The sequence below is a fragment of the Marinithermofilum abyssi genome (assembly GCF_014641195.1).
Lineage (GTDB): Bacteria > Bacillota > Bacilli > Thermoactinomycetales > DSM-45169 > Marinithermofilum > Marinithermofilum abyssi.
This window is the reverse complement of record NZ_BMHQ01000004.1, coordinates 237,393-261,412: the sequence shown is the minus strand read 5'-3', so window position 1 is coordinate 261,412 and position 24,020 is coordinate 237,393. Positions and strand designations below refer to the sequence as shown.

Annotated in this window: 27 protein-coding genes; 3 read left to right on the top strand and 24 right to left on the bottom strand. The window is 51.6% G+C overall.

Going from position 1 to position 24,020, the window contains the following annotated elements:
- Nucleotides 1-78 precede the first annotated feature (78 nt).
- From ppdK to ccpN, 3 genes are read right to left on the bottom strand one after another with little or no spacing between them, the layout of a single operon-like run.
- Nucleotides 79-2,721 carry a pyruvate, phosphate dikinase gene (ppdK, locus tag IEW70_RS07470; protein ID WP_188647290.1) on the bottom strand — a complete coding sequence of 881 codons (2,643 nt, stop codon included), beginning with the start codon at nucleotides 2,719-2,721 and terminating at the stop codon, nucleotides 79-81.
- Nucleotides 2,718-3,509: a pyruvate, water dikinase regulatory protein gene (locus tag IEW70_RS07465; RefSeq protein WP_229751875.1), complete on the bottom strand. Its 792-nt coding sequence runs from the start codon at nucleotides 3,507-3,509 to the stop codon at nucleotides 2,718-2,720. Before IEW70_RS07465 ends, ppdK begins: the two co-directional genes overlap by 4 nt.
- Nucleotides 3,510-3,565: 56 nt before the next feature.
- Nucleotides 3,566-4,249 (bottom strand): transcriptional regulator CcpN, encoded by a 684-nt coding sequence (ccpN, locus tag IEW70_RS07460; RefSeq protein ID WP_308423141.1) that lies wholly within the window; start codon nucleotides 4,247-4,249, stop codon nucleotides 3,566-3,568.
- A 194-nt stretch (nucleotides 4,250-4,443) separates the two neighbouring features.
- Here ccpN and IEW70_RS07455 point away from each other — a divergent pair, with 194 nt between their 5' ends.
- On the top strand, nucleotides 4,444-5,364 hold the full coding sequence (locus tag IEW70_RS07455) for an IolE/MocC family protein (RefSeq protein ID WP_188647289.1): 921 nt from the start codon (nucleotides 4,444-4,446) through the stop codon (nucleotides 5,362-5,364).
- Between the two features lie 406 nt (nucleotides 5,365-5,770).
- On the opposite strand, the gene glyS is transcribed toward IEW70_RS07455, so the two are convergent.
- The 19 genes from glyS to IEW70_RS07360 form a co-directional block, all read right to left on the bottom strand.
- Complete coding sequence (glyS, locus tag IEW70_RS07450) at nucleotides 5,771-7,861, bottom strand: glycine--tRNA ligase subunit beta (RefSeq protein WP_188647288.1); 2,091 nt, start codon at nucleotides 7,859-7,861, stop codon at nucleotides 5,771-5,773.
- The gene (gene glyQ, locus IEW70_RS07445) at nucleotides 7,854-8,741 is read right to left on the bottom strand and encodes a glycine--tRNA ligase subunit alpha (RefSeq protein ID WP_188647287.1); all 888 of its coding nucleotides are present in this window, start codon (nucleotides 8,739-8,741) and stop codon (nucleotides 7,854-7,856) included. Before glyQ ends, glyS begins: the two co-directional genes overlap by 8 nt.
- A 326-nt stretch (nucleotides 8,742-9,067) precedes the next feature.
- On the bottom strand, nucleotides 9,068-9,823 hold the full coding sequence (recO, locus tag IEW70_RS07440; protein WP_188647286.1) for a DNA repair protein RecO: 756 nt from the start codon (nucleotides 9,821-9,823) through the stop codon (nucleotides 9,068-9,070).
- A 23-nt stretch (nucleotides 9,824-9,846) separates the two neighbouring features.
- Entirely contained in the window at nucleotides 9,847-9,981 is a 135-nt protein-coding gene (locus IEW70_RS07435; protein ID WP_188647285.1) for a YqzL family protein, read from the bottom strand.
- A 100-nt stretch (nucleotides 9,982-10,081) separates the two neighbouring features.
- A complete protein-coding gene (gene era, locus IEW70_RS07430) occupies nucleotides 10,082-10,990 on the bottom strand; it encodes a GTPase Era (protein WP_188647284.1) in 909 nt (302 codons plus the stop codon).
- A complete protein-coding gene (locus tag IEW70_RS07425) occupies nucleotides 10,968-11,384 on the bottom strand; it encodes a cytidine deaminase (RefSeq protein ID WP_188647283.1) in 417 nt (138 codons plus the stop codon). Before IEW70_RS07425 ends, era begins: the two co-directional genes overlap by 23 nt.
- Before the next feature lie 2 nt (nucleotides 11,385-11,386).
- Nucleotides 11,387-12,082 (bottom strand): DUF502 domain-containing protein, encoded by a 696-nt coding sequence (locus IEW70_RS07420; RefSeq protein WP_188647282.1) that lies wholly within the window; start codon nucleotides 12,080-12,082, stop codon nucleotides 11,387-11,389.
- 38 nt (nucleotides 12,083-12,120) lie between these two features.
- The gene (locus IEW70_RS07415; protein WP_188647281.1) at nucleotides 12,121-12,792 is read right to left on the bottom strand and encodes a diacylglycerol kinase family protein; all 672 of its coding nucleotides are present in this window, start codon (nucleotides 12,790-12,792) and stop codon (nucleotides 12,121-12,123) included.
- 25 nt (nucleotides 12,793-12,817) lie between these two features.
- The gene (gene ybeY / locus IEW70_RS07410) at nucleotides 12,818-13,279 is read right to left on the bottom strand and encodes an rRNA maturation RNase YbeY (RefSeq protein WP_188647280.1); all 462 of its coding nucleotides are present in this window, start codon (nucleotides 13,277-13,279) and stop codon (nucleotides 12,818-12,820) included.
- A complete protein-coding gene (locus IEW70_RS07405; RefSeq protein ID WP_188647279.1) occupies nucleotides 13,276-15,414 on the bottom strand; it encodes an HD family phosphohydrolase in 2,139 nt (712 codons plus the stop codon). The genes ybeY and IEW70_RS07405 overlap by 4 nt, the downstream gene beginning before the upstream one ends.
- A gap of 28 nt (nucleotides 15,415-15,442) precedes the next feature.
- Nucleotides 15,443-16,402, bottom strand: coding sequence for a PhoH family protein (locus IEW70_RS07400; RefSeq protein ID WP_373285934.1), 960 nt, complete (start codon nucleotides 16,400-16,402; stop codon nucleotides 15,443-15,445).
- A 5-nt stretch (nucleotides 16,403-16,407) separates the two neighbouring features.
- Nucleotides 16,408-17,616 carry a sporulation protein YqfD gene (gene yqfD, locus IEW70_RS07395; protein WP_188647278.1) on the bottom strand — a complete coding sequence of 403 codons (1,209 nt, stop codon included), beginning with the start codon at nucleotides 17,614-17,616 and terminating at the stop codon, nucleotides 16,408-16,410.
- 13 nt (nucleotides 17,617-17,629) lie between these two features.
- Complete coding sequence (locus IEW70_RS07390; protein WP_188647277.1) at nucleotides 17,630-17,908, bottom strand: YabP/YqfC family sporulation protein; 279 nt, start codon at nucleotides 17,906-17,908, stop codon at nucleotides 17,630-17,632.
- Nucleotides 17,909-18,098: 190 nt separating this feature from the next.
- Entirely contained in the window at nucleotides 18,099-18,293 is a 195-nt protein-coding gene (locus tag IEW70_RS07385) for an alpha/beta-type small acid-soluble spore protein (RefSeq protein WP_188647276.1), read from the bottom strand.
- Nucleotides 18,294-18,381: 88 nt separating this feature from the next.
- Nucleotides 18,382-18,789 carry a hypothetical protein gene (locus tag IEW70_RS07380; RefSeq protein WP_188647275.1) on the bottom strand — a complete coding sequence of 136 codons (408 nt, stop codon included), beginning with the start codon at nucleotides 18,787-18,789 and terminating at the stop codon, nucleotides 18,382-18,384.
- A 43-nt stretch (nucleotides 18,790-18,832) separates the two neighbouring features.
- Nucleotides 18,833-19,813 carry a flotillin-like protein FloA gene (floA, locus tag IEW70_RS07375; RefSeq protein ID WP_188647274.1) on the bottom strand — a complete coding sequence of 327 codons (981 nt, stop codon included), beginning with the start codon at nucleotides 19,811-19,813 and terminating at the stop codon, nucleotides 18,833-18,835.
- A 154-nt stretch (nucleotides 19,814-19,967) separates the two neighbouring features.
- On the bottom strand, nucleotides 19,968-20,411 hold the full coding sequence (locus IEW70_RS07370; protein ID WP_188647273.1) for a GatB/YqeY domain-containing protein: 444 nt from the start codon (nucleotides 20,409-20,411) through the stop codon (nucleotides 19,968-19,970).
- A gap of 21 nt (nucleotides 20,412-20,432) precedes the next feature.
- Entirely contained in the window at nucleotides 20,433-20,603 is a 171-nt protein-coding gene (gene rpsU / locus IEW70_RS07365) for a 30S ribosomal protein S21 (protein ID WP_188647272.1), read from the bottom strand.
- Between the two features lie 208 nt (nucleotides 20,604-20,811).
- Nucleotides 20,812-21,156: a histidine triad nucleotide-binding protein gene (locus IEW70_RS07360; RefSeq protein WP_188647271.1), complete on the bottom strand. Its 345-nt coding sequence runs from the start codon at nucleotides 21,154-21,156 to the stop codon at nucleotides 20,812-20,814.
- A gap of 153 nt (nucleotides 21,157-21,309) precedes the next feature.
- Here IEW70_RS07360 and IEW70_RS07355 point away from each other — a divergent pair, with 153 nt between their 5' ends.
- Both IEW70_RS07355 and IEW70_RS07350 read left to right on the top strand, forming a co-directional pair.
- The gene (locus IEW70_RS07355) at nucleotides 21,310-21,666 is read left to right on the top strand and encodes a hypothetical protein (protein WP_188647270.1); all 357 of its coding nucleotides are present in this window, start codon (nucleotides 21,310-21,312) and stop codon (nucleotides 21,664-21,666) included.
- A gap of 115 nt (nucleotides 21,667-21,781) precedes the next feature.
- A complete protein-coding gene (locus IEW70_RS07350; RefSeq protein WP_188647269.1) occupies nucleotides 21,782-22,747 on the top strand; it encodes a Na/Pi cotransporter family protein in 966 nt (321 codons plus the stop codon).
- A gap of 42 nt (nucleotides 22,748-22,789) precedes the next feature.
- Here IEW70_RS07350 and deoC read toward each other — a convergent pair whose 3' ends face one another.
- Nucleotides 22,790-23,461 carry a deoxyribose-phosphate aldolase gene (gene deoC, locus IEW70_RS07345; protein ID WP_188647268.1) on the bottom strand — a complete coding sequence of 224 codons (672 nt, stop codon included), beginning with the start codon at nucleotides 23,459-23,461 and terminating at the stop codon, nucleotides 22,790-22,792.
- Between the two features lie 32 nt (nucleotides 23,462-23,493).
- Complete coding sequence (locus IEW70_RS07340; protein ID WP_188647267.1) at nucleotides 23,494-23,931, bottom strand: NUDIX hydrolase; 438 nt, start codon at nucleotides 23,929-23,931, stop codon at nucleotides 23,494-23,496.
- Nucleotides 23,932-24,020 lie beyond the last annotated feature (89 nt).

Here is a 24,020-nt window from a genome sequence, read left to right as displayed (position 1 = left end):
TCTCGACAGCATCACAATCCCCCCTCTTCCTCCCCGAAAAAAACCTTCTTCCCATGGGAAGAAGGTTTGTCGTTTTTACTATTTTTCATCTTGAAGCGCTGCCTGAGCTGCGGCCAGACGGGCGAGGGGAACCCGAAAAGGTGAACAGCTCACGTAGTCGAGACCCGCCTGATGGCAGAAGCGGATCGAGCTCTTTTCCCCGCCGTGCTCTCCGCAAATTCCGGTTTTGAGCGCCGGTTTGGTTTGGCGGCCTTTCTCTACTCCCATCGCCACCAGTTGGCCCACGCCTTCCGTATCCAAAGAGATAAAAGGATTCTCGGGCAAAATCTTCTGGTCGATGTATTGATGCAGGAACTTCCCTTCGGCATCGTCCCGGCTGTACCCGAAAGTGGTCTGGGTCAAATCGTTGGTGCCGAAAGAGAAGAAGTCCGCTTCCTTTGCGATCTCATTCGCTGTCAGGGCAGCACGGGGCACTTCGATCATCGTTCCCACCGTATAGGGAACCGGTTGACCGGTTTCGGCCTCTACCCGGTCAGCCACTTCGTTAACCAGTTTTCGCATTTCACGCAGTTCATTCACGTGTCCCACCAACGGGATCATGATTTCCGGACAGACGGTGATCCCCTCTTCCATCGTTTCCGTAGCCGCGCGGAAGATCGCTTCGACCTGCATGGCGTAAATCTCGGGATAGATGAGTCCCAAACGGCAGCCCCTGTGACCCAACATCGGGTTGAACTCATGCAGCGACCGCACTTTCCGAAGCACATTTTCTTTTTGCAGCAACTCCCGGCTGCCACTTTGTGTCACCGACAACTTGGTTACTTCGGCGATCAGCTCTTCCAGATTCGGCAAAAACTCATGCAGGGGCGGATCCAGCAGGCGAATGGTAACCGGTAGTCCTTCCATCGCACGGAAAATACCTTTGAAATCTTCCTTTTGCAAAGGAAGAAGGTTGGCCAAAGCCGATTGCCGCTCCTCAAAGCTTTCTGCCAAAATCATCTCCCGTACCAAAGGAACCCGATCCGCTTCCATGAACATATGCTCTGTTCGGCATAAGCCGACACCTTCCGCACCGAATTCCCTGGCTTTGGCGGTATCATGCGGATTATCGGCATTGGTCCGCACTTTCAACCGGCGCACTTCATCCGCCCAAGTCAAAAGCTGCTGGAACTCCGCGGAGAGCTCAGGATCGATCAGCGGCACTTCTCCTTGGATCACTTGACCGGTGCCTCCATCGATAGATAGCCGCTCGCCTTCCCGCACTACCGTATCGCCAACTTTCATTTCCTTCTTCCGGAGATCGATCTTGGCCTTTTCGCACCCGCAGATACACGGCTTACCCATTCCCCGGGCTACTACCGCCGCATGACTGGTCATCCCCCCGCGGTTGGTCAGCACCCCTTGTGCAGCGACAATCCCATGGATATCCTCCGGGGTTGTTTCGGGACGAACCAGAATAACCGGTCTCCCTTCATTGGCCCATCGTTCCGCTTTATCCGCATCAAAGACAATCAACCCGGATGCGGCACCAGGGGATGCCGGGAGCCCTTTGGTCAAAATCTCCAACTTAGCTTCAGGATCGATCCGACGGTGCAAAATCTGATCCAATTGATTCGGATCCACCCGCTTCAACGCTTCCTTTTGGTCGATCAACCCCTCCATCGCCAAATCGACCGCGATCTTTACCGCAGCATGAGCCGTTCGTTTTCCGGAACGGGTTTGCAGGATATAAAGATTGCCCCGCTCTACCGTAAACTCAACATCTTGCATATCTCGGTAATGGGCTTCCAGCTTGCCGCAAATCTCCTGGAACTGTTCAAAAATCTCCGGCATACGTTCGGCCAGGGCGGCTATAGGCTCCGGGGTGCGAATCCCCGCCACCACATCCTCCCCCTGGGCATTGATCAGATACTCCCCGTACAGTTCCTTTTCTCCGGTGGAAGGATTCCGTGTAAATGCAACACCGGTTCCGGAATCTTCACCCATGTTGCCGAAAACCATCATTTGTACATTGACAGCGGTTCCAAGGTCGTCTGGAATCTTGTGGATCTTGCGATAAATCTTGGCTCGTTGATTGTTCCAGGAATCAAAGACCGCCACGACGGCTCCGTACAACTGCTCCCGAGGATCTTGGGGAAAATCGGTTCCGGTTTCTTCTCGGATCAATTGTTTGAAACGCTCGATCACCCATTGCCAATCTTCCGCAGACAATTCCGTGTCCAGCTTCGCCCCTTTTGCTTCTTTCCGTTGGTCGATGATCCTCTCAAACCGATAATGTTGAATTCCCAGCACGACGTCCCCATACATTTGAATGAACCGGCGGTAACAATCATAAGCAAAGCGCGGGTTTTCCGTAAGTTTGGACAACCCTTCCACCGTTTCGTCGTTCAGACCCAGGTTCAAAACGGTATCCATCATACCGGGCATGGAAATCACCGCACCGGAACGCACCGAAACCAACAGCGGATTTTCCGGATTTCCCAGGGTTTTTCCGGTTTGTTCCTCCAAACGGGACAGCGCTTCCAAAATTTCCGCTTTTCGTTCTGCAATCAATTGACGCCCTTGTTCATAGTACTCCAGACATGCTTGGGTCGTAATGGTGAAGCCGGGGGGGACCGGCAGTCCCACCCGGGTCATCTCCGCCAGGTTGGCCCCCTTGCCTCCCAACAAACTCTTCATATCGGCACTGCCTTCATGGAACAGCGTGACCTTTTTGCTCACGATGGTTTGCCTCCTTTACGGAACATATCTAAGATGATGTTAGCCGTTTCTTCCACCGCTTTGTTCGATACATCGAGGATCGGACAGCCGACCCGTTTCATGACTTTTTCCGCATAGTCCAGCTCTTGCAGAATGCGCTCCATGTTGGCATAGTTCGCTCGGGAAGTAAGTCCCAGCGATTTGAGTCGCTCTTTTCGTATGCCGTTCAATTGCTCGGGATCAATGGTCAGTCCTATACATTTTTCAGGTGGTATCATATACAGCTCTTCCGCCGGTTCCACTTCCGGTACCAAAGGCACATTAGCCACTTTCAGGCGCTTATGGGCCAGATACATGGACAACGGGGTTTTCGAGGTGCGGGAAACCCCGATCAACACAATATCTGCGCGGAGCAGCCCGCGGGGATCGCGGCCGTCGTCATATTTGACGGCAAACTCGATGGCTTCCACCTTGCGGAAATATTCATCATCCAGCTTCCGGACTAATCCCGGCTCCCGTTTGGGAGGCCGGTCGTACAAGCTGGAAAGACCATCCAGCATTGGACCCATGATGTCCACCACCGGTACATTGAGCCGCTTGGCTTCCGCCAAAAGATACCCCTGCAACTCGCTTACAACCATGGTAAAAGCAATCATTCCACGGGCATCAGCGGCTGCTTCGACCGTTTCCGTAATGATTTTTTTATCATCCACATAAGGTACGCGCCGGATATCCACATGACCCCCGTTAAACTGGCTGGAGGCGGCGCGAACCACAAATTCGGCGGTTTCTCCGACGGAATCCGACAAAATGTATACAACGGGTTGACTGGGTGTTAGCGAAATGGTTCTTCCCTCCCTGGCACTTATACAGTTGCTTCTTCTCCCAATTCGACGAATGCTCGGGTAATCGTGGTTTTCGTGATACGGCCGACCACTTCCAGCCCGCCTCCGTTCTCTGCCTCTTTCACTACCGGCAAAGCATCCACCTGATACCGGATCAGTTTAGCAGCTGCTTCTGAGAGGCTGTCTTCCAAGGTACAACGGACAATGTTGGGCATACGGGTCATGATCACTCCCACGGGAATCGTTTGCAGATCTTGATTTCCCATGGAGCTTTTCAGCAAGTCTTTGCGGGAGACAACACCAATCAAGATCCCGCCCTCTTTAACCACGAATAAGGTACCTACGTCTTCCAAAAACATCGTACAAATCGCATCATAAACCGAGGTTTCTTCTTTCACCACGACGGGTACGGATTTATAGTCCTTTACGGAAAGCTTCCGCACATGTTCCCCCAAGAGTTGATTGCCCGATTTCCCCGCATAAAAATATCCGACACGCGGGCGGGCATCCAGGAACCCTGACATGGTCAATATCGCCAAATCCGGCCGCAAAGTGGCCCGGGTAAGATTTAATTTCTCCGCGATTTGTTCCCCAGTGATTGGACCTTCATCTTTGACGATTTGTAAAATCATCTCCTGGCGTTTCGTTAATTCTATCGGTTGCACCTCCTTTTGCAATGAGCAAAACCCAGACCAATATGTCATACTTAAATACCTTCTTCGTTATATAGTATATACTATATCGACATGTTTTTTTCTGCAACCATTTTCCTGAGGAGAGATGCCACATTTTTTTCTATGGACACCAGAAGCGGGGGGAATACTGTATTCGAGATTGCTAAACGATCCTTTTCTCTATAAAATTGTGAAGGACACGTTGGATTTAGGAGGAGTTTGACATGCTGTTTTCCAACCCGCTTGCTGTTTCGACATCAGCGGAACTCCATGAATTACATCAGGTGGCGGATCAGGGGATGAAGCATGTTGAAGTGCAATTGCCCTCGTCGCGCTACACACAGGATGAGTTGCAAGACTTGTTTCAAGCTACTCATACATCTCCTATCGCTTTCCGGGCCCCGAAGACTATGGGACTCGGCTCGTCAGATTTTATCTTGGAAGAATGGGAGTATTGGCTGAAAACCGTAGCGCCACTCTTTTCAGAGGATTCCTTGCGTTATGTAGTCTGTCATGGAACCGCTGTCACACTGGGAGAGGTATTTGAGTATCTGGATGCCCGCCCCCAGGACTTTAACGGGTTGCATGATTATAAAACCCGCTACGTGGAAAAAATTATCGAACAGTTGGAACAGCTGCATTCCACGGCACTGAAATACAACATTCAGCTGTGTATTGAAAACGCACCCATGGGCGGTGACCATTACTTCGAACCCGGAAAAGGCCTCATCTACCCGGCTTTGCGCACGCCGCGCCACCTGCAGCGGATTGCGGAAGCAACCGAGGTGCAGATTTGCCTGGATACTGCCAACGCCCGGATCACGTCCAATGTGCTCTCTTATATGCACCGCTCCCGCAGCCTGTTTGCGGGTGCGACAGAAAAAGAAATCCTGAATACCACTCGTGACTGGATCGAATTTTATCAGCAAGTTCAAAAGAACACGGTGTTGGTACGCCTTTCTTATGCAGTCAGCTGGGGAGATACACCGCAAACCACCCATACCCCCTTCCCTGAAGAAGCATATCCGGAACTGCTGGAATTCGCGGAACAGGTGGATGACGAGATACCGATTCTGCTGGCGACCGGCAAGGAACAAGACCTGCAAGACGCACTTAAACCCCTGCGCCAATTAAAAAAACGCTGAAGACAACAAGACCGGCATAAAAAGCCGGTCTTTTTCATCGATCAAATCCGACAGCCCAATCCTCAGATTGATAACAAGCCTCATGAACACAGTAATCTCTCCCTCTCCGACGTGTGATACCGTGCGTTCCGAAATATAGCTTGACTTTGAAGCGGAGCGACAAATGCACGACTTGTGCTCCCTTGCGATAACCAAAGTGCGAGCCGAAGGAAATGCTTTGTATGCCCGCGGGTATAAGAACCTCGCACCTGAATCGATTGCTCTAAGATAGCACGATGGCTCGCTTTTTGCCTCGGCCCCACACATCAAACCCGGGTACGCCGTCAAAGATCGCTCCTCCCGAAGTTGGACTTTGTTAGCAATCTAAAAGGACCGGCCTCTATAACAAAGACCGGTCCTTTTCTTATCAGGAAGCAAACACGATATGTTTAAAGGCAGCAAATTGGCTAACCAACTGGTTGATCTGCCGAAGCAGCGCCAATCGATTGTTTCTCACTCGATCATCTTCCGCCATTACCAAAACATGTTCGAAAAACTCGTGGATGACCGGAGCCAGATTGACCAGTGCTTCGTACATTTTACGGGCATCCCGTTTGGACATGCCTTCGGCAAAGGAAAGAGACGCTTCTTGGTAAGCTCCGTGAAGGGCATGTTCTTCTTTGGAGCTCATGTAGTCCCGATCCACTTCCACGCCTTCCTTGGCTTTCTCTGCCAGGTTGGCCGCGCGGCTGAAAGCTTCCACGACGTTCTTGAAATCTTCCTGCTCCACCTGTTCGGCCAATACCCGCGCTTTGTCCAGCACCAATTTCGGCCGGGTGATATCTGCAGCCAGCACCGCGTCGATAATATCGTAGCGAATCCCTTCCTCTTGAAGGACGGCTTTCAAACGCAGAGCAAAGAACTGCATCAGCTCTTCCCGTACCTCGTCTGCCGGACGCTTCAGCCAACCATCCACGGATAGCCGGTCCAGCGCGATGGAAATCAACTCTTTGAGGGAAATGGATTTCCAGGCTTGGTCGATTAGGATCTGAATCACGCCTGCCGCCCGGCGGCGCAAACCGTAAGGATCTTGGGAGCCGGTCGGTTGAATCCCGATAGCAAAAGCAGATACCACCGCATCCACTTTGTCCGCCACGCTGATCAAAGCACCCAAGGTGGAGGCGGGAAGCCGGTCACCGGCAAAGCGGGGATAATGGTGTTCCAAAATGGCTTCTGCCACGGCTTCATCTTCCCCTGCCTTACGGGCATACTCTTTCCCCATCACTCCACTCAATTCGGGGAACTCGTCCACCATATGCGTGGACAGGTCGAATTTGGCGATTTCCGCAGCCCGACGCAGTTTGTCCACTTCGGTATCGGAAAAACCCAACCGATCGGCCAGTTGCAGCACCATCGACCGGATACGCCGCACCTGATCTCCGACGGTTCCCAGCTCATCGAAGTAAACCACCTTATCCAACCGCTTTACTGCCTTCTCAATCGGCAGCTTTAGGTCTTCTTCATAGAAGAAACGGGCGTCGGCCAGCCGGGCGGACAGCACCTTTTCGTTCCCTTTGGCCACTTGATCCAGCGATTGATCATTCCCGTTACGTACGGTAATAAAGTGAGCCAACAAATTGCCCTCGCTGTCCTCCACCGGAAAGTAGCGCTGATGTTCCCGCATGGTGGTAATCAGCACCGGCGCGGGTATGGCGAGATACTCCTCATCAAATGTGCCGTAGAGAGCAGTGGGATATTCCACCAGATAGGTGACCTCATCCAGCAGCCCCTCATCGACAGGGATTTTCCATCCTTTCTTTTCTTCCAACTGACGAAGCTGATCCAAAATCTTTTGTCGCCGTTCAGAAGGATCGGCGATCACATACTGTTTCCGCAGGATGTCGGTATATTCGCCAGGCGAGGATACAACCGCCTCTTCTCCGAGAAAACGGTGACCGCGGGTGCGATTGCCCGCAGTTACACCCGCCCATTCCACGGGGACCGTTTCTTCTCCGAAGAGACAGACCATCCACCGGACAGGACGGATAAACCGGGTCCGACGGCTGCCCCAGCGCATCGTTTTCGGAAAATGAAGCGAGCTCAACAGTTCCGGCAACCCTTCCCGCAGCAGGTCAGCGGTCAGCCGGCCTTCCTGATGTTTTTTTGCGAAGACATAGGTTTCCCCTTTGTGCTCCTCCAACACCAGTTCATCGACGGACAATCCCTGTTTACGCGCAAATCCTTCCGCCGCCTTGGTCCAGTTGCCCTCTGCGTCTACAGCAATCCGCTTGGCCGGACCCCGTACTTCTTCTTCCACATCCGGCTGCTTTTCACCCACCGCTTCCACCAGTACTGCCAACCGCCGGGGAGTGGCATACGTGCGGGATCGGGCGAAGTCGATGCGGTTTTCTTTCAGCCACGCCGTCAACTTCTGATCCAACTGTTTCAAGGCGCCTTCCACAAAACGCGCCGGGATTTCTTCACATCCGATTTCCACCAGCAGATCCCGTTCAGCCATGCTGTTCCCCTCCTTCTTTCAACAGCGGGAAACCGAGACGTTCCCGTTCTTCCACGTAGGTTTTGGCACAACGGCGGGCCAGGTTCCGTACACGCCCCAGATATCCGGTGCGTTCCGTTACACTGATCGCGCCCCGTGCATCCAACAGGTTGAAAGTATGGGAGCATTTCAAAATGTAATCATAGGCAGCAAATACTAGCTTTTCATCTAAGGCCCGCAGAGCTTCTCCCTCATACTCGTCAAACCAGCGGAACAATTTCTGTGCGTCGGATACTTCAAAAGAATACTTGGAATGCTCATACTCGGGCTGTTTGAAAATGTCCCCGTAAGTAACCCCGTCTACCCAGGTCAGATCATAGATGTTTTCTTTATCCTGAATATAGGAAGCCAAACGTTCCAATCCGTAGGTGATCTCCACCGAAACCGGATCCGCTTCCAGACCGCCGATTTGTTGGAAGTAAGTAAACTGGGTCACTTCCATCCCGTCCAGCCATACTTCCCAACCCAAGCCAGCCGCACCCATGGCCGGGTTTTCCCAGTTGTCTTCCACGAAGCGGATATCGTGTTTCCGGGGGTCGATCCCAAGTGCTTTCAAGCTGTCGAGATACACTTCCTGGATATTATCCGGAGAAGGCTTCATAATCACCTGAAACTGGTGATGCTGATACACGCGGTTCGGGTTTTCACCATAACGGCCATCCGCCGGACGCCGGGAAGGTTCCACATAAGCCACGTTCCACGGCTCGGGCCCCAGGCAGCGCAAAAACGTCATCGGGTTCATCGTTCCGGCCCCTTTTTCCACATCATAAGGCTGAGCCAGCACGCAACCCTGCTCACTCCAATACGACTGCAACCGAAGAATGATCTGTTGCATGTTCACGGGGTTTTGCACCTCCAAAAAACGCTAAATAAAATATAAAAAACCTGCCATCCCCATATAGAATGAGACCATTCCATAGGGACGGGAGGTTTTCCCGCGGTTCCACCCTATTTGACCGAAACGGGATTCATCTCCATGGATCTCTCCCGGACCTCGGTCCCCTCTTTTGCTGGCGCTCCAGACTGCCCTTCACCGGTCTTTGTCATCGGGCTCCCACCATCCCCGACTCGCTGGTCACAAAGGATCGGCTACTCCGTTCCCTCATCGCGCACACGTGTTCAATTTCAAACAGATAGTGTATATATACCAAATACTGCGGTCCCTTGTCAATCGATCAGACCATCTGACCGCATCCGATCCAAAAAAGTGCGGGATTTGAGATGAAATCCCCCGTATTCATCTATAAAGGCTCCCATCGCTTTTTCCAATTGAGCTTTCGTCTCCGGTTTCACTTCGACCTGACCTAAGCGATCCGGGGAGATCCGCTGCAACAGTTTTAATATCCTGGCAGCCGGCGTAGACAGGGGGATGACTTGTTGCCGCCGCTGTTCCGCGCAATCCAGACACAAAAAACCACCCTGGCTGACACTGAAGCCCAGGGGCCGTTCCGTGGCTCGGCATGAGACGCATCCGTCCAAGAAAGGACGGTAACCCGCCGTATCCAGCATTTTCAATTCAAACATCCGGGCCAAAATATCGGGGTCCGTCCCCCCTTCCAAATGTTCCAAAGAGGAACGGAACCATTCAAACAGCGTCGGTTGGGGCTCTCTTTCTTCCGTCGACTGATCCAATAATTCCGCCAGATAAGCCGCATAAGCAGTCAGGTATAAATCCGACCGAAGAGGATAATGGGAATTCAGGATGTCTCCCTGAGAAAGGGTTCCCATGCCGCTACCTTCGAAACAAAGAAATTGGGCGTGGATAAAAGGTTGGGCTACAGCGGCCAAACGGCTTTTCGGCTTTTTGGCTCCCCGGGCCATGACCGCCATTTTTCCCCGTTCCTTGGTGTACAGGTTGACGACTTTGTGGCTTTCACCGTAATCTTTGGTTCGGAGAACGATCCCTTCCAACTTTCTCAACATCCTGATCCGATTCCCCTTCTCTTCTAACCGTCCGGGTCCTCCTCTCCCCGCTCAGCAGACTCGGCGTCACTCCGGCTGTGGGCTTCCGCATCCTTAAATAACAGGTATGCGTCGATACTGCCAGTCACAGCAAAACAATTCCAGGAAAAGTTGCGCAACCAGCATCATCCTTTCCGCTGACATGTTTATCTACATCGTTTAGGATGACCTGGAACCTCCGGAGTATAACTCGGATCGGTTAGATATTGTTTCCATGTATTAATCTTCTTCCTGATAGCCGAACTGACGCAACATCATTTCTTCATTCCGCCAGTCTTTTTTCACTTTGACCCACAGATCCAGGAACACTTTGCTTCCCAACAGCCGCTCGATCTCTGTTCGGGCCCGCCGTCCTACTTCTTTCAACATGGTCCCCTGTTTTCCGATAAGGATTCCTTTTTGAGAGGAACGCTCCGTAATAATGGTCGCATAAATGCGAACCAGATTCCCCTCGTCCTCCTGTTCCATTTGCTCCACGATCACCGCTACGGAATGGGGTACCTCTTCCCGGGTTAAATGCAGCACTTTTTCCCGAATCAACTCGGCGATAATAAACCGCTCCGGATGATCCGTCACATAGTCAGCCGGGTAATAAGGAGGTCCTTCCGGAAGCTTATCGATAATCAAACGGAGCAGCGTGGAGGTGTTGTTCCCCAGCTTCGCCGAGATAGGCACTACTTCTTGAAAGTCAAACTGTTGCCGATACTCATCGATCAGCGGCAACAATTCATCGGGATGTACCAGATCGATTTTATTGACGACCAAAAACACCGGTGTCCGAACGTCCTTGAGAATATTCATAATGAAACGATCGCCGGGTCCCATTCCTTCCTTGGCATCCACTAGAAAAAGGACCAGATCCACTTCTTCAAAGGTATCCCGGGCCTGTTTGACCATCCAATCCCCCAGCCGGGACTTGGGTTTGTGGATTCCGGGAGTATCGAGAAAGACGATCTGTTCGTTGTCGCCGGTATATATCCCTCGGATCTTGTTCCGGGTCGTTTGGGGCTTGTCCGACATAATCGCCACTTTCTGTCCCAACACATGATTTAACAGTGTCGATTTTCCCACATTGGGACGGCCGATTAATGCGACAAAGCCTGATTTATGTTTGGTCTGTTCTGTCATAGGCCAAGTCCTCCTTGTCAAAGGCACCGGGCAATAACGCCTTTACCGTCGTTTCCGTTACATCCCCTTTCAGGTTGGTCAGAATGACGGGCATGTCCGGCGGACACAGCTCCACCATCACCTGCCGGCAAGCGCCGCAAGGGGAGATCGGTTCCTCCGTATCACCGATGACGGCCATTGCCGCAAAGGTGCTCTCTCCATCTGAAATTGCTTTAAAAAGAGCGGTCCGCTCGGCGCAATTGGTCAGGCCGTAGGATGCGTTTTCCACATTGCATCCCTGAATCACTTTGCCGTTTGTTGTGAGCAGGGCGGCTCCCACCTGAAATTTGGAGTAAGGTACATACGCTTTTTCTCTGGCCTGTTTAGCCGCTTCTATCAATGCTTCTCGATCCATGGTCAGGTCGCCTCCTTGTCTCCCTTCAATGTATCCGCTGAGTCTCCATTATCCGGATCCGTCTTCGTTTCCGGTACGACCACACCGCCGGAGATAATATATTTTAATCCTTCTTCCACTGTCATGGCGAGATAGGTAACATCCTCTTCGGGAACCAGTACCAACCATCCCGAGGTAGGGTTGGGCGTCGTCGGCAAAAACACATTGACAATCCGGGTTTGTTCTTTTTGCTGGGTCTCCTGATTGGCGACGCCGGTCAAAAAGCCCAGGGTATACACTCCCCGTCGAGGATATTCCACCATCACCACCTGTTGGAAAGTGGATTTTTCCTGCCCAAAGGCATGGGTGATTTGTTGGACGGTGGAATAGATGCTGCGAGCCAGCGGAATTCGGGAGAAAAAATCCTCCGCCAGCCGGAACAGCCGCTTGCCGAACAAGCTGCGCGCCATCATGCCGAACAAAATCAACAGGAGAAGAGTGAGAAGAAAGCCGACGCCGGGAATGTAACGATGGAATACAATTCCGGCGATCGAAAGGGGAAACTCCACAATGCCCAGCCAATTCAGCAAACTGGCAAAAGCGATTCCCAATGTGGGGTCGATGATGCCGAACAGGAGCTTCAAAATATAAATGGTGGCCACTGTGGGCAGAAGGGTAATCACTCCCAGTATCAAGTACGTCCGGATTTTTTTCAGCATCCCCGGGCAATTCCCCTTTCCGGCGGTTCCTTTTTCCTTTATAACAATTGTATACCCAAGATGCCCACCACAATCCCCAGCACCGCCCCCAGGAGCACCGGCCGCTTCCGCGTCCGAATGCGCAACCGGGTTCCAATGAGCAAGGCAGACAACAGGGTGACTAAGATCGTAACCAATAAGTTATTAATCATTCGAACCAACAGGGTAGCGATGCAAAAAGCCAGAGAAGTCGTCATGCTCGGCTCCCACTGCGGTTTTTCCAACCGGTGTATCCAGGCTTTTAAGATCAGGGTGAGGAAAAAATCAAATACAATCAATGCCGCCAATCCGATATTGGGAGGATAGGGGGCAAATTCAAAGGTCTGCATGGCCAAATCAAGATAAGGGTAAAAGACGCTGATTCCCACGATAACAGCCAACCCCGCACTCAGCAAAACCGCTCCTGCCGCCACGTCTTTCGCTACTTTGGCCAGAGGATGAAAATCTTTGGTTACCATATCCACCACAGCCTCCACCGCGGTATTGAACAATTCCGCCAACAATACCAAGACGATGGAGACAAAGAGCAACAATACTTCCAACTTACTTAAGGGCAGGTACAAGCTGAATCCCAACACACATAAGGCAGCCAAAAAATGAATGCGCATATTTCGTTGACTGACAAGTGTGTATTTTAATCCTTCCAAGGCAAACCGAAAACTTCGTAGCACCTTGGACAACCACATGGCGAAATCCCTACCTTCTCAAATCGACTCGGGACAGGATGGTTTCCTGACGGGAGAACATCTCTTTCTCTTCTTCTTCGGTACCGTGATCATAACCGAGCAGATGCAGAAAACCGTGAACAGATAAAAAGCCGATTTCTCTTGTAAAAGAGTGTCCGTATTCTCTTGCCTGCTCCTCAGCCTTCGGTACAGAGATCACAATATCTCCCAAGGGGACCCTTTCCCCTTCGGCCACGATCCACTCTTCATCCGGCTCCCACTGCGGAAAGGACAACACATCAGTCGGCCGATCCACTCCCCGGTAGTCCCGGTTCAACCGATGAATTTCCTCATTGTTCACCAAAGTGACCGCCACCTCGGCAGGTGGAAGCTCTTCCATTTCCGCTGCTGTTGACAGACAACGTTTGATCCATTTCAGAACGGCTTTGTCCGCTACCGGTGTCTGTTGTTCTATGTCCACTTTCAGGTTCATGCAAGCTTGGCTCCTTTGCCTGATACATCTTCAGGGTATTCGATTCTGGAGTGAAAAATGCCCTGCAAAGTTTCGCACATACTCCGGGCGATCAGGTCCAGTTCCTTCAGGGTCAAATCACATTCATTCAACTGACCGTCCTCCAGCCGTTCCTGAATGATTTTTCGTACCATCGATTCAATGCGATCCGGCGTCGGCCGGGCCAAAGAACGGACAGCCGCTTCCACACAGTCGGCGATTCCTACGATTGCCGCTTCTTTGAATTGGGCTTTCGGCCCGGGATAACGGTAATCCTCTTCCAGCACCTGGGACCCTTCACTCTGCTGCTTCGCTTTGTAATAGAAATACTTAAGCAACGTGGTTCCATGATGTTGCGCGGCAATATCCCGAATAGGCTTGGGGATATCGTGTTCTTTCAACATTTCCACTCCATCCCGCGTGTGGGACAAGATAATCGATTTGCTCAAATTGGGGGAGAGCTTGTCATGGGGGTTTTCCTTATGCATCTGGTTCTCGATGAAAAATTGCGGCCGCTTCGTTTTGCCCACATCATGATAATAAGCTCCCACCCTGGCCAGCAAACCGTTGGCACCAATCGCTTCCGCCGCCGCTTCGGCCAGATTGCCCACCATGATGGAGTGGTGATAGGTGCCGGGAGTTTGGGTGAGCAGTTTCCTCAGTAGCGGATGATTGGGGTTGGACAGCTCCAGCAACCGCAAGGGAGATAGGATGTCAAATACGGTTTCCAAGTGTTGCAAAAAGCCGATCGTCATCACGGCGGAAAACAATCCGCTGGCAATGCCGAATGCCAACGATTGCAGCAGGGTTTCCACATCCCCATCCACCGGAACCAGTGCATGCACCGCCGAGATCGCCACCGCCGAAGAGCCCGATGCAGCCAGCCCCGCCCGAAGAATGGAGGTTCGATTCCTTACACCGTCCAGTGCAAAAGCCGCAGCCGAACCACTGACAAGAGCGACCACACCATAACGAAAATCAAACAAGAAATGATTCTCTGCATTGAAAAGCAGTGCAGCTGCAAGGGAAAACAGCAGGTTGCACCATAATGCCAACTTTGCATCCAACAGCAACGTAAGCAGCATGGTTCCCAGTGCAGCGGGAGCAAGATACCCGATCGTACTCCATTCCAAGTTTTGCCCCAGGCTGACCACCTTCATGCCTCCCAGGGTTAACAAAAACACCGTATGTAGCATCAGAACCTTCATATTGTCCTGATGCAGATCCGGACGAAAACGATGGACAAAAGCATACAATAAGCCGATGATCACGCATACCAACAGAATCAGGCCGATATACGCCCACCACCGGATGGAATCCCGCAACAACCCGAGCTCTTCAAGTTTTCGATGCTGGTCCGCCGTTACGACATCTCCCTCGGCGACGATGGTTTCCCCCTTGCGGATGGGAACCGGCTCAACGCTTTCTCTGGCTGCTTCTCTTAATTTTTCGGTTCGCTCAGCATCATACAATTCATTGGGAATGATCATCGTCCGAACCAGATCCCGGACAACAAAACGGGCGTGGCTACCCAAAGCTGAGGTCACCAATGCCCGATCCACTTCATCCCGCTTTTTTTCGACCTCGTCTTCCCGCACGCCTTCAGAAAGAGCATTTCTCAAAATATCCCGGCTGGTTAGCCGCATATCCGTCAACTGATCCGTTTTGATACGCATCAGCTTCTGGTAAAACTCATCGGAGAGACCCGAAGGCAAACGATCTTTCAGATGCTCCACTTTCTCTTTCTCCGAAAGGGAAGCGTCGGCCAGGTAGCGGCGGACGTCGGCGTAAATCGCGTCCAAACTGTTTAATTGCCGATCGGTCATCTGATCGTCCACAGCATATTGAGGTCCGACAGATTGCGCCGCCTGTTCCTTTGCTTCTTCCGTGGCCGCCGTATCCACCTTGGTTACCGGAGAAACAATCGTTTGGTCACTTACTTGTCCGGGCGACAGATTGCCGTACTGTTGGGGCATCACATCGCCCATCAATAAAACATAGCAGCAAAGGGCCATCATTCCGTATAGTCCCAATCGGAGACGTACGCTCTTTCTCCATTTCTCCGAAAGCTCCATACGACGCAAACCCCGCCGCTTCGGTACATCCGTTTCCTTCATTGATTCGACTCTCCTTGACAGCGAAGCTTTACGCATCCTGTCCATACGCTTCGATGATCTTCTGAACCAGCGTATGCCGCACAACATCCGCCTGACTCAAATAAACAAATTGTATATCTTCCACATCCCGCAAAATGCGTTCCGCTTCTTTCAGCCCGGATTGTTTCCCTTTGGGAAGGTCCACCTGAGTCACATCTCCGGTGACCACCATTTTGGAACCAAAGCCCAGCCGGGTCAAAAACATTTTCATCTGCTCGTTGGTGGTGTTTTGCGCTTCATCCAAGATGACGAAGGCGTCTTCCAACGTACGCCCTCGCATATACGCAAGCGGGGCTACTTCGATCATGCCCCGTTCCATCATTTTTTGCACCTGCTCCACACCCAGCATCGTATATAAGCTGTCGTACAACGGGCGCAGATACGGATCTACTTTTTCTTGGAGATCCCCCGGCAAAAAGCCCAGGTTCTCTCCCGCTTCCACGGCCGGACGCGTTAATACGATCCGCTTCACCCGGTTGGCTTTCAAAGCGGTGACGGCTAAAACAACCGCCAAAAACGTTTTACCGGTGCCGGCAGGTCCGATTCCGAAGACAATGTCCGATTTTTGGATCGCGGTGACATAATGACGCTGACCCAGCGTTTTCACCCGGATTGCTTTTCCTTTATGGGTGGTTCCGATCTGTTCATCATACAGTTCCAGCAACTCGTCTGCAATGCCGTCTCTGGCCAATCTCTCCGCATAGACGACATCCCGCTCGGACAGACTGACCCCTTTTCGGATCAAGGACAGCAACACCCGGAACAGATTGCTGAGTACATCCAGCTCCTCAGGAGAGCCGGTAATCACGACTTCTTCCCCTCTGGAAACGATTTTGGCAGGGGTGTTTGCTTCAATCGTTTTTAAAAAACCGTCTTGGGGCCCGAAAAGGCTCATGGCTTCTTCGGCATCCTGTAAACGGATTTTCATCGTTTTTTCTTGTGCTTGCAAATGGCTCAATCCCCTTGCAATATCGGTTGTGGAACAGCGATATTCTCTACTACGTCAAAGTGTATCTTCATATAAACTTTACCACTGTCCACATGATGGTGCAAAACTTTTTCCCCCAGGATCCGCGCCTGTTGACCGGATTCCGAAAGGAGCTCTACTCGTGCCCGTTCCTTCCCCAACCGCAAGGCTTCCTTTTCGTTCAGCTTTTGTTTTACCCACTCCATCTCCATACGCTCCTCGGTAACCCAACCGAAAGGCAGACGCCATTTCCCCAGATGCAAAGAGCGGATATGCGAAATGGTTTCATACTGTGTAAAATCGACCGGATACAAAAAGGGAATCCGAATCGCCCGAGAAGCCACATACGGATAATATGCCTCATCCCGTGCTCCGGTATATACCTTTCGCTTCAGCGTGAGCGGGACCACCACGTCGGACTCGTACCAGACCCGCCCCAGTACACTTCCTTTCACTCCCACTACCTTTCCCTTCTCAGGCGTCTCCGGATTCCCGTACCGGCCGGAAACCAACAGCTGCCCTTTTTTGATCACATCGTTCACTTCCACCAACGGACGCCCTCGAAGGATTTTCATATCGTAGATCAAAGCGTCTTTTTTGGCCACAAATTGAACCGGCCCTTTGTCCTCCTCTACTTCTTTATTATCCACACCTTTTTTTTCCACAACGGTGACTACGATCCGCGTTCCTTCCATACGAAAGCCGACCCAGGAGAGTTGGGGAAGTTTATCTTGCAGATAAATCTGCATTTTCTCATCCGAGGGAATACGGCCCTTGAATTGACCGGCATAAACCCCCTGATTCTTCAGCAATTGAAGGATTTCTCTGGTGGGAACCCGTTCATTCCCTTCCACATCCACGGACCAGACAAAAGAGGTCAAAACAAATATCAGCAGGAAAAAGAGAAGAATGCCGATTGCAAAAAATTTCCGACGTTGCAGCCGCAAAAGAAAAAAGGGAAGTCCTTGCTTGGAGATGATACGTACCTTGGAACGTGTCTCTCGCGCCAGTGGCTTCACCCGGAAATAGTCCTCCACACTCATGACCAGACGAACGTGTTCGTCCCCGATCCACTGAATCTGGCTAAGCGAAAAGCGCTCTTCTGTCGCTCGATTGATAAACGCGGTGATATTGGGGCCTTTGACATCCACCGTTAGATGTCCTTTTATCCTCTGGGACCAATTCCGCTGCCGCAAAAGATTCCTCCCCCTACTCCCCAAACTTGACTTCGGCGATTTCCCCTTCTACCCACAACTCTTCGGAGTGAATGGCCTGAATCGTCAATCCTTTTCCGGTAATGAACAATGTTTCTTTGACGGTTTTGATTCGAATTTCTGTGTCACGAAACCGTACCACACCCAAATGATTCACTACATGAACACGATGCGAACCTGTTATCATCACCCGAGGTACGTTGGTGGCCACATCTTGCGGAATATCCAACCAGTTGGATGCAGTCTTCTTCAGGTGATCTCCGATCTTCCGCATAGAACAAGCCCTCCATCTTCTTTATAACCCATATGCGCCCCCCCTTGATGATATGCAAGGCTTGGCACATTTGAACGGTCCAAAAACAGGGATCAAAAAAGTGTATGATCGGGCAGCACACTCGATGACACAATAAAGCGGTGCATGGATTTCCCTGCACCGCTTCCATCACCGAAATATAACATTGTCATTATTGCATTTCTTGTTGTTGTGCTTGGCGAACCAAACGTTTGGTAATTTCCCCGCCGACGGAACCATTGCCCCGGGACGTCGTATCCGCTCCCATTTTGACACCGAATTCGGCAGCAATTTCCTCTTTATACTGTTGCAAAACAGCGGCGCTGCCCGGTACTAACAACCGATTGCTGCTACGGCTTCTTGCCATGGCATTTCACCTCCCCGTACCCATAGTTTGTACCGAAGAGGCGAGGTCATGAACTTCACATGTTTCCATGGCAGGGAAATGAAGTGTATCACCGCATCTTATGCAACCGGCTTCTGGACAGCGGGCGCAGCGCCCGAGGCGGATCTAGAATCTCCTTCATCACTACCGCCCGCCTCCACTCCTGACGGGAAAGCTTTGCCCAAGGCGAAGCAGCGGTTCTTTTTTGGACCGGAGCAACCGCTGCAGGCTTCACCTCGATCACTCGGCGTGAAGATCCACGGTGATAGTCCTGCTTTTTGTACTCCCGAAGCCGTTGTTCCAACGTCGGTGTTGTTTGCTTTGGGGGAGCCGCCGTCTTGGTATTCCGTTGCGGACTACGTCTATTTCTGGATTGGGCATGTTTCCCCCTCTCTTTTTTCTTCTTCCACTGCGCATACAAAAAAACAATCAGGGCAAACAGAGTAGGCAAGACCCATTCCTGCAGCAAATAGTCCATCGTGCTACCTCCGCTTTCGGCGAGTGTTCAGCCCTGGTTCCGATTACTGCTCTTCTTCCTCATCGGAACGGCTGATCGTCTTGCGCATATCGGTATCAGCCATAATGTTCTGCATATGGTAATAGTCCATCACACCAAGCTTTCCGCTTCGGAGGGCTTCTGCTATGGCCTGCGGCACCATAGCTTCCGCTTCCACCACTTTGGCTCGCATTTCTTCCACATGGGCCCGCATCTCTTGTTCCTTGGCAACAGCCATTGCCCGCCGTTCCTCCGCTTTGGCCTGGGCAATGTTCTTATCGGCTTCTGCTTGATCCATCTGCAACTGGGCTCCAATATTTTTCCCTACATCCACATCGGCGATGTCAATGGAAAGAATTTCAAAGGCCGTACCGGCATCCAAGCCTTTTTTCAACACCGTATTGGAGATCAGATCGGGGTTTTCCAATACTTCTTTGTGACTGGACGCCGAGCCGTTGGTGGTGACAATGCCTTCACCGACCCGGGCGATAATCGTTTCCTCCCCGGCACCGCCCACCAAACGGTCGATGTTGGCCCGTACAGTAACCCGAGCTACAACCTTTACTTCAATACCATCCTTCGCCACCGCGGAAACCACCGGGGTTTCGATCACTTTGGGATTAACGCTCATCTGAACCGCTTCCAGCACGTCCCGACCCGCCAGATCGATCGCTGCCGCCCGCTCAAACATCAGGTCGATATCCGCTCGTTGGGCGGCGATCAAAGCATCCACCACCCGATCCACGTTCCCCCCCGCTAAATAATGGGTTTCCAACTGCTCAATCGTCACATCCAGCCCGGCTTTGCGCGCCTTGATCAACGGGTTGATGATACGGGACGGGGTGATGCGGCGAAGGCGCATCCCGATCAGGGTGGTCAAGCCCACATAAACGCCGGAAGCCATCGCCGAAATCCACAGCATCACCGGTACAAAGGTAAACAGTACGGACAGCCCGATGACTGCCACAACCGCAATGACCAACATGCTTAAGGTTGCGGAATCCATATTCCATCCTCCTCCAATTGAGTGGTTCACGACTGAACCTTTTCTGCAGTGTGTCCTGCTCTATGTATATACGATGACGAACGGGAAAGGTTTCTTTTTTAGCAAGATTTTCACACTGCACTTCAAGAAAAAACACAGCGTATATACGCTGTGTTTACTGCAAGAACTCCTGCACCAAACGGTTGATCACCTTTCCGTCAGCCCGTCCTTTGACTTTGGGCATGATGGCTCCCATCACTTTCCCCATGTCTTTTTTGGAGGAGGCTCCGGTTTCTTGAATCGTCTCCTGAACAATCGCACGAATCTCTTCTTCGCTCAATTGTTCCGGGAGGTATTGTTCAAGAACCGCAATCTCACCCCGAGCTTTTTCAGCCAAGTCATCCCGGCCGGCTCGTTCAAATTCGGACAGGGAATCCTTCTGCTGTTTCAGCTCTTTGGAAACCACTTGCAATGCTTCGTCCTCATCCAAGGAGCGTCCGAGCTCGATCTCCTTGTTTTTGATGGAAGAACGCAGCATCCGGACCACTGACAGCTTGGTCTTGTCTTTTTCTTTCATTGCGGTTTTCATATCCTGGGTCAACCGCTCCAACAAGGTCACCGGGACCGCCACCTCGCTACCTTATTTCCGTTTCCGTGCAGCGTCAGCTTTCTTTTTTCGCTTGACGCTGGGCTTTTCGTAGAACTTGCGCTTTTTCAGTTCACGCATCGTACCTTCTTTGGCCATCGTCTTTTTGAATCGACGCAGCGCTTTATCCAAAGTTTCGTTTTTGCGAACGTGAATTTCCGCCATGCTTATCCCTCCCTCCGCGGGCAGTCATCGCCCGGGCTGAAGCCGCTTGATGCAAACGGCTCTGCAAGCATCGGCACTGTCCCACACCGAAGAGGGACAAGCAGCACCTGCACCTGCATGTAATCCACCCAAGGAAAGACTTGGGACGAAAAAACAAAGACACCGATCATTATACAACAGGCTGAAAAGGCGTGTCAAAGCGGTTTTATCAACCGGGGGGCCATGTCAACTGCCGGCCGCCGAGAAGGTGAAAATGAAGATGGAATACGGTTTGTCCACCTTCTTGGCCACAGTTGTTCACAATCCGGAACCCTTTTTCACTCAGCCCGAACTCTTGTGCCAAGTGATTGATGGCTGAGAAAATGCGCCCCATGGTCACCGCATCTTCTTCCCCTACTTCCTGAATGGAGGCGATATGCTTTTTGGGGATGACTAACAGATGGACCGGGGCTGCCGGGCTGATATCGTGAAAAGCAACAACATGCTCATCTTCGTATACTTTTTTGGAAGGGATGCTTCCTTCGACGATACCGCAAAAAATACACTCTGCCAAGACCCTACACCCCTTTCAGTGTTGAAGTTGAAGGTATTATATCAAAAAAAGCAGCCCGAGCGAAGCACACTCCTCCTTTTATTCACCCAAATCCAGCACCCGCATATAATACATCATGAATGCGGACCTCCTTGTCTGAAAAGGGGTGAAAAAATGGCAAAAGGAAAATCTCGTGACCAGCTGCGTAGTTTGATTCGTGAGATGATTCAGGAAGAACTCAACAAAATCATGAATGAGGAAACCGAACAGGTGATGCGGAAAGATTTCCACGGAGAAGAATGGATGGAAGGGCTGCCCGTTCGGGAAGAGAAAGAAGAGAAGTCCTTGCGTCAACAGCAACCTGAGCCGGGCCCGCCATGGGCCGTTTTTGGCGAACCGCGCCTCGCCCCCGATGCGGGGTCGGAACAGGCAACAGAAAAAAGTGTCCAACGTCCATGGAGCCCATTCGATCCGGATTTTGACATGGAACCACCGCCCTTTATCCCACGTCGTAATCGGGAAAAAGAGTAATCCAGACAGCCGGCCCCTTCACAGCGGAGGGGTCTTATTTTGTCTCACGAGGGGAATATCGTCATGCCTGTCCGCTGCCAGCCATATATATGGACTAGCGGAGGAGGCATGATGCATGAAGGAAATGATCATCCCGTTCGCTACGGGATTGGCGATATTTTTATTCGGTATGCAGCTTTTGCGATACGGCTTGGAAGTATTGGCTGGTGATCGTCTGCAACAAGCGCTGCTCCGTTTTACCCGGACACCGGCACGAGGGTTTTTGACCGGGATGGTTTCAACGGCTTTTTTACAGAGCAGCAGCGCTGTAACAGTGATCACTATCGGTTTTGTCAATGCGGGGATCCTGAACTTTTCCCAAACGATCGGCATTATTCTGGGAACCAATATTGGGACCACACTTACCACGGAAATCTTGGCTCTAAAAATTGAAGACTTCGCCGTCCCGCTGATTTTGCTGGGAGCCCTCTTTTATCTGTTGCCCCGGAAGAAAAGCAAGTGCATTGGATTGGTCATCGGCGGTTTTGGCTGTATCTTCCTCGGGATGGATGCGATGCAATGGATTGCCTTCCCCTTAAAGAGGCGGGGGTGGATCCATTGGATATTGGAATCCTCTACACACCCTGTTCTCTGGGGAATATTAGCGGGAACCGCGGTTACCGGACTTGTTCAGAGCAGCGGGGCCGTCATCGCCATCGCTATGGGATTTTATGCTTCCGGAATCATTCCGCTTCCCTTTGCGATCGCCGTGGTTTTAGGAAGCAATGTGGGCACCTGTGTCACGGGTCTGCTGGCATCCATCGGTTCCAACCGGGCTGCCAAACAAGTGGCCCTGGCTCATTTGACCCTCAATATCGCAGGTGTTCTGGTTTTTGGACCGCTGGTTCCCTATTTAACACAGATAGCATTGCTGCTGTCCGACAACCCCGCCGCTCAAGTGGCTCATATCCAAACATTGTACAATGTCATTTGTTCCGTGCTGGTCCTTCCCTTCTCAGCTCCATTCGCCCGAGTGATCACCTGGTTGCTGCCGGATCCGGTGATTGCTTGGTCTTTCCGTCAGAGGAGAAACCGCCGGTGACTCAATGAAAAAAAAAACGGACATCAACATGTCCGTTCCTCGTCAATACCCGCTGTTGCCCTGGCCGCCGGTAACAATGGCCACACTGGAGCTCGCGCCGATTCGAGTGGCTCCGGCTTCCACCATGCGTTGAGCAGTTTCAAGATCCCGGATACCGCCGGAAGCTTTGACGCCCATCTCTGGACCCACAGCCTCCCGCATAAGGCGGACTGCCTCAACGGTAGCGCCGCCGTGCCCAAATCCGGTGGAGGTTTTTACAAAATGAGCTCCCGCCGCTTTCGCCTTTTCGCTGGCAACGCGGATCTCCTCATCGTTAAGAAGCCCCGTCTCAAGGATTACCTTTACCAATACGCCATCAGCCGCTTCTACAACCGCTTGGATATCTTCACGTACCGCTTCGATATCTCCCGATTTCAACGCCCCGATGTTCATCACCATATCGACTTCAGAGGCGCCGTTTTGAATCGCCTGTTTTGTTTCAAATGCTTTGGCTTCTTTGGTGGTGGCTCCCAGGGGAAAGCCCACGACTGTGCAGACTTTGACCCCGGTCCCCTTCAGGCGCTCGGCAGCACGGGCTACCCAATACGGATTGACGCAAACCGATGCAAAGCCGTGTTCAGCAGCTTCTTGGCACAACTGATCGATTTGATCCGAGGTTGCCTCCGGTTTCAACAACGTATGATCAATGATGGATGCGATTTCAGATGCCTTCATAACCAAACTCCTCTCAACCATAATCAACGGATTCAGCTGGGCTGCACACCCAATCGGTTCAGTGCTTTCCATATCACACTCCGGTTATTATCATACCCTTCTTCCTTTTGCAATTGCCAGGCCTTATTTACTGGAAGCCATACCGCTTTCGTAATTTCCGAAAGCTGCGGCGTGACATCATCGGAACGAGCTTCCACTAGGTAATAATGCACTTCTTTGTCCACATCTCCGTGCTTGGGATGAAAATAGCGGTAATGGACCGTTTCAAGCTTGGCAATAATGCGGCCCCGGACCCCTGTCTCTTCCTCAATCTCACGCAAGGCCGTCTCTTCATCCGTCTCACCCGGTTCCTTTTTCCCTTTTGCCAGTGTCCATTTGGAATAACGATCTTCGATCATGAGCAACTCCAATGCATCCCCGTTGCGGCGGTACACCACCCCACCTGCAGATATTTCTTTCATGATGGTCACATCCTTTCCTATTGCAAACCGAGAACCATTTTACGACTTTAGCTGGAATTTGTAGAGGACAGGATCACCAAAGAAACATGCTGAATAAG